17 protein-coding genes and 1 other RNA gene are annotated in these 19,209 nt (G+C 55.4%); 1 reads left to right on the top strand and 17 read right to left on the bottom strand.

The genetic code is table 11. The features are described from left to right. The first annotated feature begins 199 nt into the window (after positions 1 to 199). Complete coding sequence (locus VOI14_RS13770) at positions 200 to 652, top strand: DUF721 domain-containing protein (protein WP_323752619.1); 453 nt, start codon at positions 200 to 202, stop codon at positions 650 to 652. A gap of 11 nt (positions 653 to 663) precedes the next feature. Here the strand turns inward: VOI14_RS13770 and lpxC are convergent, their stop codons facing one another. From lpxC to rnpB, 17 genes are all read right to left on the bottom strand, one after another. After that, positions 664 to 1,581: a UDP-3-O-acyl-N-acetylglucosamine deacetylase gene (lpxC, locus tag VOI14_RS13765; RefSeq protein WP_323752618.1), complete on the bottom strand. Its 918-nt coding sequence runs from the start codon at positions 1,579 to 1,581 to the stop codon at positions 664 to 666. 214 nt (positions 1,582 to 1,795) lie between these two features. Beyond that, positions 1,796 to 2,953 (bottom strand): cell division protein FtsZ, encoded by a 1,158-nt coding sequence (ftsZ, locus tag VOI14_RS13760; protein ID WP_133006404.1) that lies wholly within the window; start codon positions 2,951 to 2,953, stop codon positions 1,796 to 1,798. Between the two features lie 98 nt (positions 2,954 to 3,051). Further along, entirely contained in the window at positions 3,052 to 4,287 is a 1,236-nt protein-coding gene (gene ftsA, locus VOI14_RS13755) for a cell division protein FtsA (RefSeq protein WP_323752617.1), read from the bottom strand. A 36-nt stretch (positions 4,288 to 4,323) separates the two neighbouring features. Next, positions 4,324 to 5,163 (bottom strand): cell division protein FtsQ/DivIB, encoded by an 840-nt coding sequence (locus VOI14_RS13750; RefSeq protein WP_323752616.1) that lies wholly within the window; start codon positions 5,161 to 5,163, stop codon positions 4,324 to 4,326. After that, a complete protein-coding gene (locus VOI14_RS13745) occupies positions 5,156 to 6,124 on the bottom strand; it encodes a D-alanine--D-alanine ligase (protein ID WP_323752615.1) in 969 nt (322 codons plus the stop codon). Before VOI14_RS13745 ends, VOI14_RS13750 begins: the two co-directional genes overlap by 8 nt. A gap of 1 nt (position 6,125) precedes the next feature. Next, positions 6,126 to 7,571, bottom strand: coding sequence for a UDP-N-acetylmuramate--L-alanine ligase (gene murC / locus VOI14_RS13740; protein ID WP_323752614.1), 1,446 nt, complete (start codon positions 7,569 to 7,571; stop codon positions 6,126 to 6,128). Then, a complete protein-coding gene (murG, locus tag VOI14_RS13735) occupies positions 7,564 to 8,649 on the bottom strand; it encodes an undecaprenyldiphospho-muramoylpentapeptide beta-N-acetylglucosaminyltransferase (RefSeq protein ID WP_323752613.1) in 1,086 nt (361 codons plus the stop codon). The genes murC and murG overlap by 8 nt, the downstream gene beginning before the upstream one ends. Further along, positions 8,642 to 9,841 carry a putative lipid II flippase FtsW gene (gene ftsW / locus VOI14_RS13730; RefSeq protein ID WP_323752612.1) on the bottom strand — a complete coding sequence of 400 codons (1,200 nt, stop codon included), beginning with the start codon at positions 9,839 to 9,841 and terminating at the stop codon, positions 8,642 to 8,644. Before ftsW ends, murG begins: the two co-directional genes overlap by 8 nt. Then, positions 9,841 to 11,181: a UDP-N-acetylmuramoyl-L-alanine--D-glutamate ligase gene (gene murD / locus VOI14_RS13725; RefSeq protein ID WP_323752611.1), complete on the bottom strand. Its 1,341-nt coding sequence runs from the start codon at positions 11,179 to 11,181 to the stop codon at positions 9,841 to 9,843. Before murD ends, ftsW begins: the two co-directional genes overlap by 1 nt. 15 nt (positions 11,182 to 11,196) lie before the next feature. Further along, positions 11,197 to 12,282, bottom strand: a complete 1,086-nt coding sequence (gene mraY, locus VOI14_RS13720) for a phospho-N-acetylmuramoyl-pentapeptide-transferase (protein ID WP_323752610.1) — start codon at positions 12,280 to 12,282, stop codon at positions 11,197 to 11,199. Next, on the bottom strand, positions 12,267 to 13,664 hold the full coding sequence (locus VOI14_RS13715; protein ID WP_323752609.1) for a UDP-N-acetylmuramoyl-tripeptide--D-alanyl-D-alanine ligase: 1,398 nt from the start codon (positions 13,662 to 13,664) through the stop codon (positions 12,267 to 12,269). The genes mraY and VOI14_RS13715 overlap by 16 nt, the downstream gene beginning before the upstream one ends. Continuing rightward, positions 13,661 to 15,145, bottom strand: a complete 1,485-nt coding sequence (locus VOI14_RS13710) for a UDP-N-acetylmuramoyl-L-alanyl-D-glutamate--2,6-diaminopimelate ligase (protein ID WP_323752608.1) — start codon at positions 15,143 to 15,145, stop codon at positions 13,661 to 13,663. Before VOI14_RS13710 ends, VOI14_RS13715 begins: the two co-directional genes overlap by 4 nt. A gap of 2 nt (positions 15,146 to 15,147) precedes the next feature. Next, a complete protein-coding gene (locus VOI14_RS13705; RefSeq protein WP_323752607.1) occupies positions 15,148 to 16,890 on the bottom strand; it encodes a peptidoglycan D,D-transpeptidase FtsI family protein in 1,743 nt (580 codons plus the stop codon). Between the two features lie 26 nt (positions 16,891 to 16,916). Continuing rightward, complete coding sequence (gene ftsL / locus VOI14_RS13700) at positions 16,917 to 17,321, bottom strand: cell division protein FtsL (RefSeq protein ID WP_323752606.1); 405 nt, start codon at positions 17,319 to 17,321, stop codon at positions 16,917 to 16,919. 27 nt (positions 17,322 to 17,348) lie between these two features. After that, positions 17,349 to 18,305, bottom strand: a complete 957-nt coding sequence (rsmH, locus tag VOI14_RS13695) for a 16S rRNA (cytosine(1402)-N(4))-methyltransferase RsmH (RefSeq protein WP_323752605.1) — start codon at positions 18,303 to 18,305, stop codon at positions 17,349 to 17,351. Beyond that, a complete protein-coding gene (gene mraZ / locus VOI14_RS13690; RefSeq protein WP_323752604.1) occupies positions 18,302 to 18,760 on the bottom strand; it encodes a division/cell wall cluster transcriptional repressor MraZ in 459 nt (152 codons plus the stop codon). The genes rsmH and mraZ overlap by 4 nt, the downstream gene beginning before the upstream one ends. A gap of 306 nt (positions 18,761 to 19,066) precedes the next feature. Continuing rightward, an RNA gene (gene rnpB, locus VOI14_RS13685) (RNase P RNA component class A) lies at positions 19,067 to 19,209 on the bottom strand; the annotation flags it as partial.

Genomic DNA, 19,209 nt, shown 5'->3' with positions numbered 1-19,209 from the left:
TATCCATGTAGTGCTGCGACCCGGAGTATTTCCGAGCGGGTCTGCTATCCTTAGCAACAACTACGCACTGAAAAAAGTCGTAGCATCCGGTAGACATTGCCTTCCGTCACAATGTAAAACGGCCGTGTTATAGACGCTACGCATAAAACGTGCAGAAGTGTAACCAATCGTAAACAGTAGAGTCGAGCAAAACCTCGCAATGAGCAAAAAAAACGATCAAAAAATGATCTTCAGTGCTGTTTCGTCAACTTCAGGGGCAACCCTGAAACAACTTGTGGCGAAAGCGGGTATGCATATCGAGGCTGAACAGGTTGTACTCTCGGCCATCCCCAGTGAACTCACTGAAGGAACTCGATTTGTAGCCTGCCAAGACGGGGAATTAGTGCTATCAACGGATACCGCCAGCAAAGCCACCCGGCTCCGGTTCCGCCAATACGAGATTATGGAATCACTCAGAGAAAACGAGCTCTTTCGTTTTGTCTGGAAGGTTCGAGTCAAAGTCGCGCCAGCCCGGTACAAAGCCCGCAAAAAAGTCGAAAAGATCCCCCTCAGCAAAGAAAATGCCCGACTCCTCTCAGAGGAAGCCGGGCACACGAAGGATAAAGCTCTACGCGAGGTTCTCGAAAAACTCGCAAGCCACGTCCGAGATTAAGGCCTCCCGCCTTAGCCCTCGACCGCCAGCACAGGCTTCATGTAAGAAATCGGAGCAGTTGCTTCGTCTTCGAAGGTCACAACTTCCCACGATTCTTCTTCAGCCCTGAGCTTACGCAGCAGCTTGTTGTTCAAGCCGTGGCCAGATTTAACGCCACGGAACTCACCAATCAAGCTGTTGCCCAGCAGATAAAGGTCCCCAATCGCATCCAACACTTTGTGCTTAACGAACTCATCATCGTAGCGCAAACCGTCTTCGTTCAGGATTTTGTAGTCATCAACCACGATCGCGTTATCGACACTACCACCGAGGGCCAGGTTCATGGCTCGCAGTTTCTCGATATCACGCATGAACCCAAACGTACGGGCGCGGGATACTTCTTTCACGAAGGAAGTGCTTGAGAAATCGACCGTTGCGGTTTGGGCGCGGCCCTTGAATACCGGATGATCGAAATCAATACCAAAGCTGACCTTGAAACCTTCAAAAGGCAGGAAGGTGGCTTTCTTGCCATCTTCTTCAACGGTCACTTCCCGCTTAATACGGATAAAGCGCTTGGCGGCTTCCTGTTCGGCAATGCCTGCTGATTGCAGCAGGAACACGAACGGGCCGGCAGAGCCGTCCATAATCGGCACTTCGGCAGCGCTAAGCTCTACGTAACAGTTGTCGATTCCGAGACCAGCCATTGCGGACAGCAAATGCTCTACTGTTGCCACACGCACACCGTCTTTTACCAGCGTCGTGGACAGCGTGGTCTCACCCACATTTTCCGCACAGGCACGAATTTCAACCACTGGGTCGAGATCCGTACGCCGGAAAATGATTCCGGCGTCGACCGGGGCTGGCTTCAGGGTCAGATAAACTTTCTCCCCTGAATGCAAGCCTACACCGGTCGCGCGGATGGTGTTCTTGAGTGTGCGTTGTCTAATCATCGGTTCATTATTCCGTCACAAAAGAGCGATATTCTGAGCAAAAATCAGCCCGCAGAATATCAGAATTCAAGACTGAGCACCATTTAACCAGCACAAATTTAGTTAACTTATGCAATAGTCCATGGCTATGATCAATCAGCTCGTCTTTGACAAAGGCTTAAAACTCAGCATTCGTTAAGAATACACACCTTTTGGTCAGCGTAGAGCCAGACTATCAATCAGCCTGCCGACGAAGGAATGCGGGAATATCGAGATAGTCCACGCCTTGCTCTTCGCTTTCTTTGCTCTGATCTAATGCTACGTTGCCTTGCGTAACCGCGCGACGACGCAGAATAGCCGGGCGATCCAACTGGTTGTAATCGGTTTTACCATCCAGTGTGCGGGAGTTATCCACCACCTTGGTCGGCTTTTCACGATCACCACCCAGACCTGTCGCAACTACAGTGACCTTCAACTCTTCAGTCATTTCCGGATCAATCACGGTACCCACAACAACCGTGGCAGATTCGGATGCGAACTCACGGATGATGTCGCCAACTTCGGTGAACTCACCCAAGTTCAAGTCCATACCAGCGGTGATGTTAACCAGAATACCTTTGGCACCCTGCAGATTAACGTCTTCCAGCAGCGGACTACGAACGGCAGCTTCAGCCGCTTCCTGCGCGCGGTTTTCGCCGGTCGCACGGGCAGTACCCATCATCGCCATGCCCATTTCGGACATCACCGTCTTCACGTCGGCAAAGTCGACGTTGATCATACCGTTACGGGTAATCAGGTCGGCGATACCCTGAACCGCACCCAGCAGTACATCGTTGGCTGCTGCAAACGCGTCCAGAAGGCTGGTTTTCTTACCCATGACCGCCAGCAGTTTTTCGTTCGGGATGGTGATCAATGAGTCGACGGTTTCTTCCAGCTCTTTCAGGCCGGATTCTGCCACGCTCATACGCTTGCCACCTTCGAACTGGAACGGCTTGGTCACCACCGCTACAGTCAAAATACCCATTTCGCGGGCCACTTCGGCAACGATCGGAGCTGCTCCAGTACCGGTACCGCCGCCCATACCTGCGGTAATGAACACCATGTCGGAACCGTTCAACGCCTCGGCGATACGGTCACGGTCTTCAAGAGCCGACTGACGGCCAACTTCAGGGTTTGCACCGGCACCCAGCCCTTTGGTGATGTTGCCGCCTAGCTGAATAATTTGACGCGCGTCTAGGTCAGTCAGAGCCTGGGCGTCTGTGTTGGCGCAAATAAACTCCACGCCTTCAATGTCGCTGTTAAGCATGTGGCGCACGGCGTTACCACCACCACCACCAACACCGACAACCTTAATTACTGCGCTTTGTTGAACATTATCAACGAGTTCAAACATATCCCTTACTCCTTCGTGCTGTTTCCGGTCTATCCAGACCGGTTATTTCATTCGTTTTGTGTTTTCGAGAAACCTTCGTGTACTGCTCCTGATCACCGTCAGAACTGACCGGTAAACCAAGCTTTCATGCGCTCGACCAATGAGGGAGCATCCTCAGTTTTGAGCACCGGTGCCCGACCAAGATCCATTTGCCGGAAACCATGAATCAACAACCCCACGCCCGTGGCGTAGATCGGATTGTTAACCACCTCCGTCATACCGGAGACCGCCTGTGGGCAGGCCAGCCTTACCGGCATGTGGAAGATCTCTTCAGCCAGTTCTACTACCCCTTCCATGGTGGAAGAACCGCCCGTAATAACGATGCCTGCCGGAATCATTTCTTCGAATCCCGACCGACGGAGTTCGGACTGCACCAAGGTGAACAGCTCCTCATAGCGAGGCTCTACGACTTCCGCCAGCGCCTGACGGGATAGGTCGCGCGGCGCCCGATCTCCGACACTGGGCACCTTGATGGTGTCTTCAGCGCCTGCCAGCTGCGTCAGCGCGCAGGCGTATTTGATTTTGATTTCTTCCGCATTCTGAGTCGGCGTGCGCAGGGCCATGGCGATATCATTGGTCACCTGATCACCAGCGATTGGAATCACCGCCGTATGACGGATTGCTCCACCGGTAAACACCGCAATGTCCGTGGTTCCGCCGCCTACATCGACCACACAAACTCCGAGCTCTTTCTCGTCTTCTGTCAGAATCGCGTGACTGGAAGCCAGCTGCTCCAGAATGATGTCATCCACTTCCAGTCCGCAGCGCTTTACACACTTATCAATGTTCTGAGCCGCGTTGACCGCGCAGGTCACCAAATGAACCTTGGCTTCCAGCCGAACGCCGGACATTCCCATCGGCTCTTTAATGCCTTCCTGGTTATCGATGACAAATTCCTGCGGGAGAATATGAAGCACTTTCTGATCCGCAGGGATCGCTACCGCTTGAGCCGCATCAATAACCCGATCAATGTCGGCTTGTGTCACTTCACGATCCCGGATCGCAACGATTCCGTGGGAGTTAAGGCTTTTGATATGGCTTCCTGCAATGCCCGCATACACCGAATGAATCCGGCAGCCTGCCATCAGCTCGGCTTCTTCCACCGCCCTCTGAATGGCCTGCACGGTGACCTCGATGTTCACCACGACTCCGCGCTTGAGCCCGCGAGATGGGTGAGAGCCGATTCCGACGACCTCAATGGTTCCATCCATTTTGCGTTTGCCGACGATCGCAACCACCTTGGAGGTTCCGATATCCAGGCCGACAATCATGTTTTCCGTTTCAACCGATGACATGTGATTCACCAAACCCCAAGTTCGTAGTAATCGTTATCAGGATTTCGGTGCAGCAATTGCTGCATCCGCTTTCCACTGCACCGCTATGCCGTTTGTATAGCGAGCATCTACCCGGCTAACCTCGTCCACACGGGACGCTAACCGGTTCTCGTAAACCGTTATGAAGCGCTCAAACCGTTGTTCCACTTTGTCGCGCCCCAACACCACTTCAATTCCGTTCGCCAGCGTAAGCGTCCAGGCCCCGCGGGCCTCAAGCGCTAGCCCGGCAAAACCAAGGCCATATCCATAAAGCTGCTCACTCATACTGCGCGCCATGGTGATGACCTCTCTAACCCTTTCATCGGGCCCCGACAGCTTTGGCAAGCGACCGGCCACCTCCGGATTCGGCGGCGAGAAGAGCTCGCCAGAACGACTGACTAGCCGACCGTCACTCCAGTAGGCCAATGGCTTCTTCTCGCGAATATCAATCACCAAACGCCCGGGCCACACTCGCTTCACCGCCGCAGACTCAACCCACGGCCGCTGTTCCAGCGAAGCTTTGATGTCAGCAAGATCGGTGGAAAAGTAGCTTTTACCGATCCAGGCACCGACTGCTCGTTCCACGTCTACTCGGCTGTCACCGACAAACTGGCCCTGGACATCCACAGCCAAGATCTGTTGGTCCATGGCCGTCAACAGCCGATCGGTTCCCCACGGAACCAGCGCTGCCAGCAGAACAACCGTTGCCCCCAAACCGACCTGCAACCAGGGCACGGCAGCCAAAATCGCTTTCAACACACCAAACCGGTCCTGCCCTGGCTCGACGGTGGTTGCCCCCCGTCGCCGGGGCTGCTCGGGCGGTACCGCCCGGCTCCGGATCAGTAATGTTTCAAGCATTCGGTGCCTCCACCAAAGTGTCTTCCAGAATTCTCACCACCAGTTCCTGAAAGCTGATGCCAGCGGCCTTCGCAGCCATCGGCACCAGGCTGTGGTCGGTCATCCCCGGTACGGTGTTGACCTCCAGTAGCCAGAATTCATCTTGCGCATCCTGCATGATGTCCACCCGGCCCCAGGTTCGGCAGCCGACCACACGGAACGCATCCAGCGCCAACTGCTGCAACTGCAGCTCTTTATCGACAGGCAAACCGCAGGGAATGCGGTAGCGGGTATCGTCCGCCAAGTACTTCGCGTCATAATCGTAAAAATCGTGATCCGTACTCAGGCCAATCGCTGGCAACGCTTTGTCTTGCAGCAAGCTGACGGTAAATTCCGGACCTTCAATCCACTGCTCCACCAGTACCAGATCGTCCATTGCTGCCGCCGTCTCATAGGCGTCCACTAACTCACTGACACTGCGGACCTTGCGAATACCGATGCTGGAGCCCTCGTGGGCGGGCTTGACGCTCAGAGGTGTACCGAGCTTGGCAACAATGTCTTCAGCTTCATCAGCAGATTTCATCGCCCGAAAAGCCGGTGTCGGCAGTCCACAGCCTTCGAACACGTATTTGGTTCGTAATTTGTCCATCGCCAGCGCAGACGCCAGCACTTCACTACCGGTATAGGGAATACCGGCTTGCTGCAAAATCGCCTGCAGCGTACCGTCTTCACCGCCACGGCCGTGCAGCGCGATAAATACCCGGTCAAACTCCGGAGACTCCACGGTGCTGAGCATGCAGCCCTGAACGTCAATGCCGTGGGCGTCTACCCCAGCCGATTGCAAGGCTGCCAATACGGCTCCGCCACTATTGAGAGACACCTCTCGCTCAGCGGAGTCCCCTCCCATAAAGACAGCAACCCGGCCCAGAGCCTTAACCAGCTCAGGGGATGCCAGATAGTTGTCGGAGTCGGTATGGCTCATATCACTCACTCTTCGCTACTCCTGCTGCGGCGAGGCGTGCAGCCACGCCGCCAATGTCACCGGCGCCTTGAGTAATTAACAGGTCGCCGTCTTGAAGCATTTTTTCCAGAAGGCCTTCAATTTCTTGATTGTCTTCCACAAACACCGGCTCGACGTTGCCTCGCTGGCGAATGCTCCGGCATAAGGCTCGGCCATCGGCCCCGGGAATCGCTGATTCGCCCGCGGAGTAAACGTCCATCAACAACAGGCCGTCGACTTCTGACAACACCCGAACGAAATCCTCATACAGGTCGCGCGTGCGGGTGAAACGGTGAGGTTGATAGAGCATGACAATGCGCCGGTCAGGCCAGGCACCACGCGCCGCCTTGATCACCGCTTCCACTTCGGTGGGGTGATGACCGTAGTCATCGACCAAAGTGGCTTGTGCGCTTGCTGTTTGATATTCGCCGTATACCTGGAAGCGGCGACCAACACCCGCAAAACCTGCCAAACCTCGGCAGATTGCCTTGTCATCCACACCTTCATCCGTTGCCACCGCGATCACGGCGAGCGCGTTCAGCACGTTGTGCCGACCCGGCATCTTCAGTTCGACATCCAGATCAGAGCGACCGCCCGGACGACGCACCACGAAACGGGTTTTAAGGCCGTCGGAGGAAATATTCTCCGCCCGATAGTCAGCATCCGGGTTGTCTATGCCATAGGTGATGATGGCACGCGAGATACGGGGGATGATTTCCTGCACATATGGATCGTCCACACACATAACCGCGATACCGTAGAACGGCAGGTTGTGCAGGAAGTCCACAAACGTCTGTTTCAACTTTTCAATATCGCCGCCATAGGTTTCCATATGGTCAGCTTCAATATTGGTGACCACCGAAATCGTCGGGGTCAGGTGCAAGAACGACGCATCGCTTTCGTCGGCTTCAGCCACCAAATAGCGGGAACCGCCTAGCTTGGCGTTCGTACCGGCACTATTGAGTTTGCCGCCAATCACGAAGGTAGGGTCCAAACCGGCCTCGCCCAAGACCGATGCAATCAGGCTGGTGGTCGTGGTTTTACCGTGTGTACCGGCAACGGCAATACCATGGCGATAGCGCATGATCTCCGCCAGCATCTCGGCACGAGGCACGATAGGAACCCTACGACTGCGCGCCGACACCACTTCCGGGTTATCAGAGGAGACCGCAGAAGACACCACGACAACATCTGCGTTAGCGCTGTTTTCTTCACGGTGGCCAATGTAAACCTGAACCCCCATGGCACGGAGGCGGTCAGTTACCACGCTTTCTTTGATATCTGAGCCAGACACGTCATAGCCTTGGTTCTTCAGAACCTCGGCAATACCACTCATACCTGCGCCGCCCACACCTATAAAATGGATGCTGCGAATGCGGCGCATTTCAGGAACCTGATACACCAGCGGCGTATTGTTCGAATCAGCCATTGGCGGCCTCCAGACAGTAATTCACAACTCTCTCCGTTGCATCAGGGCGCGCCAGCGAACGTGCGGCCTGTGCCATCTTCAGAATACGTTCTCGGTTACCAGTCAAATCTTTCAATGTGTCGGCCAAAACTTCCGGTGTCAGCTGGGACTGGGGCATCAGAATCGCCGCTCCCGCTTTCACCATATGCTGACCATTGCGTGTCTGATGGTCGTCCACCGCATGTGGGAACGGCACCAGAACCGCGCCAACTCCGGCGGCGCACAACTCCGAGACCGTCAACGCTCCAGCTCGGCAAATCACGAGGTCAGCCCAGTTATAGGCTTCTGCCATGTCACGGATAAACGGCTCAACGCTGGCGCTAATGCCAGCGGATTCATACGCTTCGCGTGCGGCATCAACATTTTTCTCTCCGCACTGGTGCCGCACTTCCGGCCGCTCGTTCTCCGGCAAGATCGCTAACGCCTGCGGCAACTGTTGATTGAATACTTGCGCGCCCAAGCTTCCGCCCACCACCAAAATTCTTGTCGGCGTGGTTCTTCCCGCCAAACGCGGTCCGGGTTCAGGCAGCGTTGCCAAATCTTTGCGCACCGGATTACCCGTACAGCGGGTCACCGTCTTGTCACCGAAACTGCCGGGAAATGCTTCCAACACAATGCTTGCAAAGCGTGTCAGCAGGCGATTGGTCATCCCCGCAATCGCATTCTGCTCATGAATGATCAGCGGTTTGCGCAACAACCATGCCGCCACGCCACCCGGCCCGGTGACAAAGCCACCCATGCCAACGACACCGTCCGGGTTAATCTTGCGCAACAACGTGTACGCTTCACCAAGAGCTCGCATAAGACGGAACGGGGCCAACAGCAATGCCAACTTCCCCTTGCCCCGCAAACCGGTAATGTGAATCAGCGAAAGCGGGATATCTGTTTCACCAATCAACCGCTCTTCCATGCCACCTTTGGCGCCAAGCCAATGCACTTCATGGCCCTGCTCTTGAAGAGCTCGGGCAGTGGCCAGTGCTGGAAACACATGGCCGCCGGTGCCACCGGCCATCATCAGAAAACGGCGAGGATTAGTCATAAACCGCCCCTCCTCTTGCCTTTCGGGTGGGTTTGTCGGATGCCATTTTCTCTTTGTCCAAACGCTCCATTTCGATCCGCGCGATGATGCCGAGCCCGACACAGGTAACCAATAAACTGGAACCGCCGTAGCTCACCAAAGGAAGTGTTAGGCCTTTGGTCGGCAGCAACCCGGTGGTGACACACATATTGATCGCCGCCTGCAAACCGACCAGCATAGAGATGCCGTAGCTGAAACATGCGCCAAACGGCATACCGCTGCGCTCGGCACGGCGGCCAATCACAAACCCACTCACCACCAACGCGGTAAACAGCCCCACAACGATCAATGCGCCGATCAGACCAAATTCTTCGGCAATAATCGCGAAGATAAAGTCGGTATGGGCTTCCGGCAAAAAGAACAGTTTCTGTACTGAGTTACCCAATCCCACGCCGGTCCACTCGCCTCGCCCAAACGCAATCAGCGATTGGGTGAGCTGATAGCCACTATCAAACTGATCTTTCCAGGGGTCGAGATAGCTCACCACCCGCTTCAAACGGTATGGAGCACTGACAACCAGTACCGTCCCTGCCACGACCATCAAGCCAATCAGAGGTAGAAAACGCGTCAGCCGAACGCCGCTCAGGAAGATCACCCCGGCAGCCGCGGCACTTAACACCACCGAGGCGCCGAAATCCGGTTCAATCATCAGCAAGCCAACCGCCAGCCCTAAAACCAGCAATGGCCGGAAGAAACCCGACCAATCATTCAGCAAGGCGTCCCGGCGCCGAACAACGTAACCCGAGAGGTAAGCGATCAAACACAACTTAGCCACCTCAGAAACCTGTACGTTAAACACCCCCATAGGTATCCAGCGGGTTGACCCGTTGACCGTGCGGCCGAGCGGCGTCAACACCAGCACCAACACTAGCAAACCAATCCCGAGCAACAACCAACCACTGCGCTCCCACCAAGACACCGGGATATTCACGGCAACCAGGGCGGCTAAACAGCCCAGCATGGCAAAAATGACTTGCCGAACCACATAGTGATAACTATTTCCCAGCGTCGCAGCCGCCACATCCATGGAAGCTGACGCGATCATGACCATACCAATGACCAGCAAAGCCACGGAGGCCAGTATCAATACTGGCAGCGGCTGGAATTCGAGGCCTTTGCTCTGCTGCTGCGGAATACTGGCGGCCACTTGCATCACAGGGCCTCCACCAACGCACGGAACTGCTCACCGCGGTCGTTATAATCTTTAAACATGTCGAAACTTGCGCAAGCGGGTGACAACAACACTCGGTCGCCGGCGCTGGCCACTTCCCGGGCTATAGTGACTGCTTGCGCGATCGAGTCAGCCTGAATCTTTTCGACGTCCTGCCCTAACGCGCTGGAAATCGCGCCGGCATCACGGCCAATCAGCACCACCGCGCGACAACACTCACTAACCGGCCCCGCCAAAGGCGCGAAATCAGCCCCTTTACCATCGCCTCCAGCAATCAAAATCACCTTGCCATGGTCTGGCGCCAAACTTTCGATCGCAGCGACCGTTGCGCCCACATTGGTACCTTTGGAATCATTGATGTAATCAACACCATCCAGATTCCGAATAAACTCGCAGCGGTGTGGCAAACCACAAAACTCTCGAGCGACATCCAACATCACCGGCATAGGCAAGCCGGCAGCATGCCCAAGAGCCAGAGCAGCCATGACATTGCTGACGTTGTGACGCCCCATCAGTTTGAATTCGCTGGCCAACAGCAAATTGTCGAAGCCAAACGTAATCCAGGTACCCTGATTGTCATCGCGGGTGCTGAAGGTGTCCGGGTTCACCCGGTTGAAGCCAAAGCACAAAAAGCGCACGTTATCCCGTGCCATAGGCGTACTGAGCGCATCATCGAGATTCACAACGGCGTTCTTGCAGCCCCGGTACACCCGTTGTTTAGCCTGAAAATACGCCATCTTGTCCGGGTAACGATCCATATGATCATCACTGACATTCAAGACTGTCGCCGCCACAGCGTTCAACGCATCGGTGGTTTCCAGCTGGAAACTCGACACTTCCAGGATGTATAGGTCCGCGCCCTTCCCGAGCAGATCCAGAGCCGGCGTACCAATATTGCCGCCAACTTGCACGTTTCGGCCCGCCGCCTTGGCCATTTCTCCCAACAAGGTCGTTACGGTGGTTTTTCCGTTAGACCCGGTGATGGCAACGACAGGCGCATCGGCCACCTCGGCAAACAGGTCGATATCGCCGCGAATCAGCGCACCCTGCTGCGCAGCGGCTGCAATGGCCGGCTCGGCGACACTGATACCCGGGCTGACAATGAGCTCGCTGAATCCGGCAAACAGACTTGGGCCAAACTCTCCCAGATGCACCGGCACCTCTGGCCAGTTCTCATGCAGTTCTTTCAGCCCCGGTGGATTAGTACGACTGTCAGCCACCGCCACCGACCGGCCTTGCTCGGACAAATAGCGCACGCACGAGAGCCCGGTTCTCCCGAGCCCTACAATCAATGTGCGACGATCCGAAACAATGACACTCATAGCGACGTTAATTTCCTATCGGAGTTTCAGACTGGCCAGGCCAATCAGTACAAGAACTACGGTAATCACCCAGAACCGCACGATGACTCGCGGCTCCGGCCAACCCTTGAGCTCAAAGTGGTGATGCAAAGGTGCCATACGGAAAATCCGGCGCCCGGTCAGGCGGAAAGACGCCACCTGAAGGATGACCGAAATGGTTTCCATGACGAACACACCGCCCATGATGAACAGCACAATTTCTTGGCGAACAATGACCGCGACCACACCTAAAGCAGCACCCAGTGCCAGCGCGCCCACATCCCCCATAAACACCTGTGCGGGATAGGTGTTGAACCACAAGAAGCCAAGCCCCGCGCCCACGAGCGCACAACAGAATACGATCAGTTCACCCGTGCCGGGGAGGTGCGGAATCAACAGGTAATTCGCGAATTGTGCGTGTCCCGACACATAGGCGAAAATGGCAAGCGCACCTGCCACCATCACGGTGGGCATAATGGCCAGACCATCAAGTCCGTCGGTCAGATTCACCGCGTTACTGCTACCCACAATCACGAAGTAAGTCAGCAAAATGAACAGCACCGGCCCCAGAGTCAGGGACACATTTTTCAGGAACGGCAGATAAAGCGATGTTTCCTGAGGCAAGCTCGAGGTCGCATACAGAACCACCGCTGCGGCGGCACCAACCACGGATTGCCAGAAATACTTCCAACGCCCGGGCAAGCCACGGGGGTTGCGCTCAACCACTTTGCGGTAATCATCCACCCAACCAATCGCCCCGAACAGAATGGTGACCAGCAATACCGTCCATACATAGCGATTGCTCAAGTCCGCCCACAGCAACGTCGAAATGGCGATTGCGACAAGAATCAGCGCGCCGCCCATCGTTGGCGTGCCGGCCTTACTCAGATGGGTCTGGGGGCCATCATCACGGACGGCCTGACCAATCTGGTACTGGCTGAGCTTGCGGATCATCAGCGGGCCGATCATCAGTGAAATCAGGAGCGCCGTCAGCACCCCGAAAATGGCGCGCACGGTCAGGTACTGAAACACCGTCAGCGCAGAAAAATATTGAGATAAAACCTCTGTCAACCAGAGCAGCATGCGTTTTTCACCTTTGTCTGCATCCCCTCCACCACGCGATCCATGGCGGAACTTCTAGAACCTTTTACCAGCACAACCATGGAAGCCTGCCGGCCATCAACGATGGCATTCACTGCTTGCTTATGGGTCTGGAATTGTTCAGCACCTTGCCCGAAACCATTGGCGTAACCCTCGCAACCGGGGCCCACCAGCAACAGACGTTCAATACCTTTTACTTTGGCGTGCGCACCGACTTCGGCATGCAGGTCATCGCCCTGCCCACCCAACTCGGCCATAGCGCCCAACACAGCCACTCGCTGCCCTTTGTATCCGGAAAGCACGTCGATCGCTGCTTTCATGGAAGCCGGATTAGCGTTGTAGCTATCGTCAATCACCGTGAACCCGGGCGCCGGCTCGAACACCTGCAAGCGTCCTTTTACAGCCTGCACACCACTCAATCCCTTAATGAGCTGTTCATCTGTTGCACCCAGCTCTCGGCTGGCCGCAATGGCACACACGGCATTACTGACATTGTGTTCACCGACGAGCGGTAACGTGAATGCGCAGTGCCAGCCATCCGGCCCATCCACGGTAATCGCCATGGTCTGATCTGGCGCAACCTGACCCACAGCGCGATAGTCTGCCTCCGGATGGTTCATCCGTGACACACTCACAATCCGCCGCTGGCCAGCCCGCTCATACCACTGATCAAACGCAGGATCATCACGATTGAGCACAACCAAACCTTGTTCAGCCACGCCATCGATGATTTCGCCTTTGGCTTTAATAATGTTCTGATAACTACCAAAACCTTCTAGGTGCGCCTGACCAGCGTTGGTCAGAATCACCACCTGCGGGCGCACGATCGCCACGGTATGGGCGATCTCTCCCAAACCGCTCGCGCCCAGTTCAACCGCGCCGTACTGATGTTCCGGGGACATCCGGAACATCGTTAACGGCACACCGATGTGGTTGTTCAAATTGCCTTCGGTCGCCAACACCTCACCCATCTGCTCGAGAATGGCTGCGGTTAACTGACGAACGGTTGTCTTGCCGCTACTGCCGGTGATGGCAACCAACTTCGCGTTGCTTTCGTTGCGATTTCCAGCCGCTAAAGCAGCAAGTGCGGCAACCGTGTCGTCGACCACCAACTGCGGCAATGCGACCGAATCGTCTGCCACATCCACCACGGCAGCGACTGCGCCCTGTGAGCGAGCCTGTTCAAGAAACTGGTGGCCATCAAAGCGCTCTCCGCGCAGCGCGACAAACAACAGTCCCTCGCCAACCGCGCGGGTATCTGTGGACACGCCCTTGAACTGAACGGTTTCCGAAGCAATAGACTTGCCCGCCAACGTTGCGCCAAGCCAGGATTTGGCTTCGGCCAGCGAAAAGGCGCGCATCATGCCACACCTCCATTGAGGTGCAACTGGTGCCGCACCTGTTCGGCATCGCTGAATGGCAGTTTTTGGCCAGCAACTTCCTGCCAGGTCTCATGGCCTTTACCCGCCACCAACACCAGATCCTTCGAACCGGCCATGGCAACGGCCTCGGCGATGGCAGATGCCCGGTCGTGGATCACCTGATGCTGGCCGTCTTTTGCAAAACCTTTCTCGATATCCTTGACGATTTGTGCCGGATCTTCTGACCTCGGATTGTCATCAGTCACGATGACCACATCTGCGCCTTTTTGTGCTTCGGCGGCCATTTCAGGACGCTTGCCCAGATCACGATCACCGCCGCAACCGAACACGCAGATCAACTTACCTTCCGCGTGCGGGCGCAGAGCCGCAAGCGCATTCGCCAGCGCATCCGGTGTGTGCGCGTAATCAACTACGACACAACGGCCATCTGCACCGGTGTACTTTTCCAATCGCCCGGCAGGGGGCACCAACCGGGAGCAGGCATCGACAGCACGATCTACTGGAACGCCAAGTGTTAACACAGTGGCCAGAGCGGCCAGAACGTTGCTGGCGTTGAAGCTACCCAGAAGTGGCACGTCCAGCTCAAACTCATCCCAAAGACCATCAACCACAGCACGAAAACCCGATGCGGTCGGGGTAAACTCTTTCAGCCACAGCTCTGTCTGAGCTTCATGCAGGCTATAACGCACCCGATCACAAAACCCTTCCGTCTGTTCATACAACTGACGTCCGAACGGATCATCAAAGTTGATCACGGAAAAATGCAGTTCTTCACGGCGAAACAAGCGTGCCTTAGCCTCGCCATAGGCTTCCATAGTGCCGTGGTAATCTAGGTGATCTCGGGTCAGATTGGTAAATACCGCCCCGGTCATGGCGACTTTATTGATTCGCCCCTGCTCCAGAGCATGGGAAGACACTTCCATTACCGCGGCCCGACCACCGTCACGACGAATCTGGTGCAATATCCGATTCACCTGAACCACATCTGGCGTAGTATGAGTCGCAGATTGCAAATTTCCCGGCATGCCGTAACCCAAAGTGCCCAGCACACCGCAGGGCGTACCCGCTTCTTTCAGCAGAGCCGAGATGTATTGCGTAACCGATGTTTTACCGTTGGTACCGGTGACACCAACAACCCGCAAATGCCGGGACGGGTGCTCAAAAAAACGGGTCGCTACACGGCCCATTTGATCTCGCAAACCTACGATCGGAACAACCAGCGCCCCCTGGCGTTCGTGACACTCTTGGGGGATTTTCGCTTCCAGTAGAACCGCGGTGGCACCTGCAGAAATCGCCTGATCCACATGAGCATCTGCTGGGGTCTTTGCCCCCGCCAAAGCAATGAATGCATCACCCGAGGTCACCTTGCGGCTATCCGTCTGCAAGCCATGAATCGTGACATCGAAAACCGAAGGCACATCTACAATGCCTTGCAACAGGGTACTGATCGACGTGATGCACATAGCTACCCCCTATCTCCTGACACAACAGCCGCAGAGCCAACACCAGAAACTTCCAGCTCCGGTTTGACGTTCAGCAACCTCAACGCATCCCCCATGACTCGGGCAAATACCGGGGCCGCCACTTCGCCACCGTAATATTCACCCGACTGAGGCGCATCTACGGCCACCACAGTCACGATTTTCGGATCATCAATCGGGGCCATACCCGCAAAAATGGCCTTATACATGCTGTCTTCATAGCCATGCGCGCCCACAAGGTGCACCGTTCCGGTTTTTCCGCCGGCAGCGTATAAACCCGGCTGCGCTCTTCCGCCTGTGCCTTTCGCTACCGCGTCTTTCAGCATCTGCCGGACTTCGTACGTCACTTTTTCACTCAGAACCCGCTGACCTTGTGGCCGCTGATCTTGCTTCATCAGACTGACCGGATACCGAATGCCACCATTAGCCAGCACCATGTACGCTTGTGCCAACTGCAAAGCATTTACGCTAAGGCCATAACCGTATGAAAGCGTTGCTTCTTCAACCGGTCGCCATTTCGGGCGCGCGGGAAGCACTCCGACAGCCTCTCCGGGAAAACCGATACCCGTTGCCTGCCCCAGGCCCACGCGTGAGAACAGGTTGCTCAAGACATCCCCGCCTAGATCGTTCGCTATTTTACTGACCCCGACGTTGCTGGATTTGACGATAATCTTGGTCAAGTCCATCACACCGTAATTACGGTGATCCCGAATCGTGAAACGCCCAAAACGTCGATAACCGGGTGACGTGTCAATCGTGCTATTGGCGTTGTACTGTCCCGACTCTAAAGCAGCTGCGATGGTCAGCGGTTTAATGGTGGAGCCCGGCTCAAACAAATCGGTGATCGCCTTGTTACGCAAATTCTCGACCGCCAGCTGGGACCGGTCATTCGGGTTGTAGGAACCCTGATTGACCATCGCCAGCACCTCTCCAGTGCTGACATCCAACATAACCAAAGTGCCACCACGAGCCTTATGGGCAGCCACAACCGCTTTCAGCTCACGATAAGCGAGATACTGGAGCCGGAGATCGATACTCAATTCAAGATCTTTGCCCGGACGCGCGTCGCGCACCAACATGAGGTCTTTAATAACGTGGCCACGACGATCTTTCAGCACTCGCTTGGCACCCGGTTCGCCTTCAAGCCACTGGTTATAGGCCAGCTCAATACCTTCCTGACCATCCTCATCAATATTGGTAAACCCGACAACGTGTGCCGTAACTTCTCCCGCGGGATAGTAACGCCGGTATTCCTGGCGGGCATAAATGCCACCCAGACCTAACGCCAAAGCCTCTTTCGCCATCGCAGGCTGCACTTTTCGGCGCAAGTAGATAAATTCCCGGCTGGCGTAATCACGAAGGCGCTGACGCAGCTCCCCTTCGGGCAACTCCAGCAGCCGGGCAAGCACCGCCAACTTGGGATGTTCAGGATCAATTTCAGAAGGGTTCGCCCACACCGTCTGGACCGGCGTGCTCACGGCCAACGGCTCCCCATGGCGATCGGTAACCACGCCACGATGAGCATCAATCGACTCCGTGCGAATAGTCCGGACGTCGCCTTGCTGACGCAGGAAATCATTATCGACGACAAGCAAATCGGTCAGGCGCCAGCCGATGCCCAGCATCACCAACAGAAAAACGCCCAGCACAGAGTAAAAGCGCCAGGCTTTCAAGCCTGCCGCCAGTCGCTGCACCCTGCTGTTTGTCTGTTCGCTTCGAGCGGACAAATTGGCCACCTTGCTGCTGTTATATTTTAGTTAGCCGCAATCGGCGTCATCAAAGGCACCAGCACAATATCCTGACGTCCCGGAACCCGCATACCAAAACGCTCTGCTGCCAACTTCTCAACACGACCATGGGCGCTCAGAGCACTCTGCTCCAGTAACAGCTGACTCCATTCCCGCTCATGAGCATCGCGCTGCTGCTGCAGTGTCGACAGGGTATTGAATAATTCCCGGTTCTCGTGGGCACTCACCACCACACCAATAGCAGATACCGTTAGCACCAGTACCAGTACCAGAGAAACAAGCACCTGTTTTTCACGAGCCGTTTCAAAGACTTCTCGGGATACACGAACCGCCGAGACAACACCGTCTCTGACCTTCTCTTTGTTTAGCTTTGCGGTTTTCGTTGGTTGTTCTATGGCTACGGCGCCCATGGCGTCTCGCTCCCTTGCGAATTCGCTTCAGTTAGTTCTTCGTTCCAGCACCCGCATAACAGCACTGCGAGCCCGGACGTTCTCGTCTATTTCGTGATCGCTGGCCTTATTGGCCTTGCCGATCAGACGGTAAGAAGACTGCATCTGCTCTGCCGTCACTGGCACACCTTTCGGAATCTTCGGCCCTTGGGCCAAATCTCTCATAAACCGCTTTACCAGGCGGTCTTCCAGCGAATGAAAGCTGATCACCACCAGTCGGCCGCCCGGAGCTAACCGCTCTGCCGCGACCTTTAACCCAACCTCCAAATCTTCCAGTTCCCGATTGATAAAGATTCGGATCGCCTGAAAGGTCCGTGTCGCCGGGTGTTTGTGCTTCTCTTTCTTCGGTACCGCTTCCGCCACCAGTTCAGCCAGCTGCCGAGTCGTATCCAAAGGCTCTTCAACTCGACGCTGAACCACCAAACGCGCAATACGGCGAGAGAATCGCTCCTCGCCGTACCGGAAAATCACATCCGCAATGTCTTTCTCGTCAGCACTGGCCAACCATTGCGCGGCGCTTGGCGCCTGCTGCGGATTCATCCGCATGTCCAAAGGACCGTCTCGCATGAAGGAAAAGCCGCGGGCGGCATCGTCCAACTGGGGCGATGACACACCGAGGTCCATCAACACACCATTGACGATTGGCCACTGCTGAGCATCCAGCGCCCCGGCCAGCTCGGAAAATGAACCGTGAAACCAATCAAAACGCTGATCACTGGCAGCCAATTCCTCAGCCACCTTGATCGCCTCTGGGTCTTTATCAATACCCAACAAGCGCCCTTGCTCGGCGAGTTGACTAAGAATCAGTCGACTATGACCACCGCGACCAAATGTGGCATCAACATAACGGCCTGAGCCATCATTGATCAGGTAATCGACCGCCTCATCGAGCAGCACTGACCGATGCTTAAACCCCTCGACAGTTTCTGGATCTGGTTTGGTCATAGTGACAAAGCCTCCATCTCAGGCGGCACATCTTCATCATCAGAAGACTCACCCAGCCAGGCCAACCAACGCTCTTCGCTCCAGAGCTCCCATTTATTTCCCTGACCGATCAACATCAATTTCTTTTCCAGATACGCGTAACTTCTGAGCGTAGGCGGCACCAAAATACGGCCCGCCGAATCAAGCTCCATGGGCGCGGCATTACCGAGCGTTAGCCTCTGCAAGCGACGAACCGCCTTTTTCATATTGGGCAGGGCTTCAATTTTGGGGCGCAAGGCTTCCCATTCGGGTTCCGGGTACAACAGCACGCAACGCTCTTCATCGGTATTGGCACTGGCCGTCAAAACAATACGGCCACCACAAAGCTGCGCAAGTTCTTCACGCAGCTTTGTCGGGATCGCCAGGCGCCCCTTCGCGTCCATATTGATGGCATGACTGCCAAGGAAGTTGCTCATTTATGCCGTATCCAAGTGTGCTATTTCCACAAAAAACCACTAGAAACCACTTTTTCCCACTTCCGCACACTATAGAAACACGCAAAAGACAATGCAAGCGCCGCTTTCGACGCCACAAGGCCAAAAGTTCCTTTAATGACAAGAGGTTACGAAATAGAAATTTATGGAGAGTCTGAAAAGGCAGTAAGAAGTAGTGAAAAAACAAGAACCTGCAGAGCGTTCTGAACGCTCAGCCTAAAGTATAAGATTTTTTGGCTATAACCGCAGGATTGTGAGAAGTACGCACATTAAATATTGATAGGAAAAAAAGAGAGCTCGCCGGTAAGCCGGGTTCTGTCGTGGACAGTCATTCATCTAGGGCCTGCGTCACCACAGGCCTCAAGCAACCTACCCGAATCCAGCGCGGGCCACGCCAACGGATTCCTATTTGGTCTTGCTCCAGGTGGGGT

This window comes from Marinobacter sp., assembly GCF_034669625.1.
GTDB lineage: Bacteria > Pseudomonadota > Gammaproteobacteria > Pseudomonadales > Oleiphilaceae > Marinobacter.
Note: the sequence above shows the minus strand (reverse complement) of the source record. Positions and strands in the feature narration are given on the sequence as shown.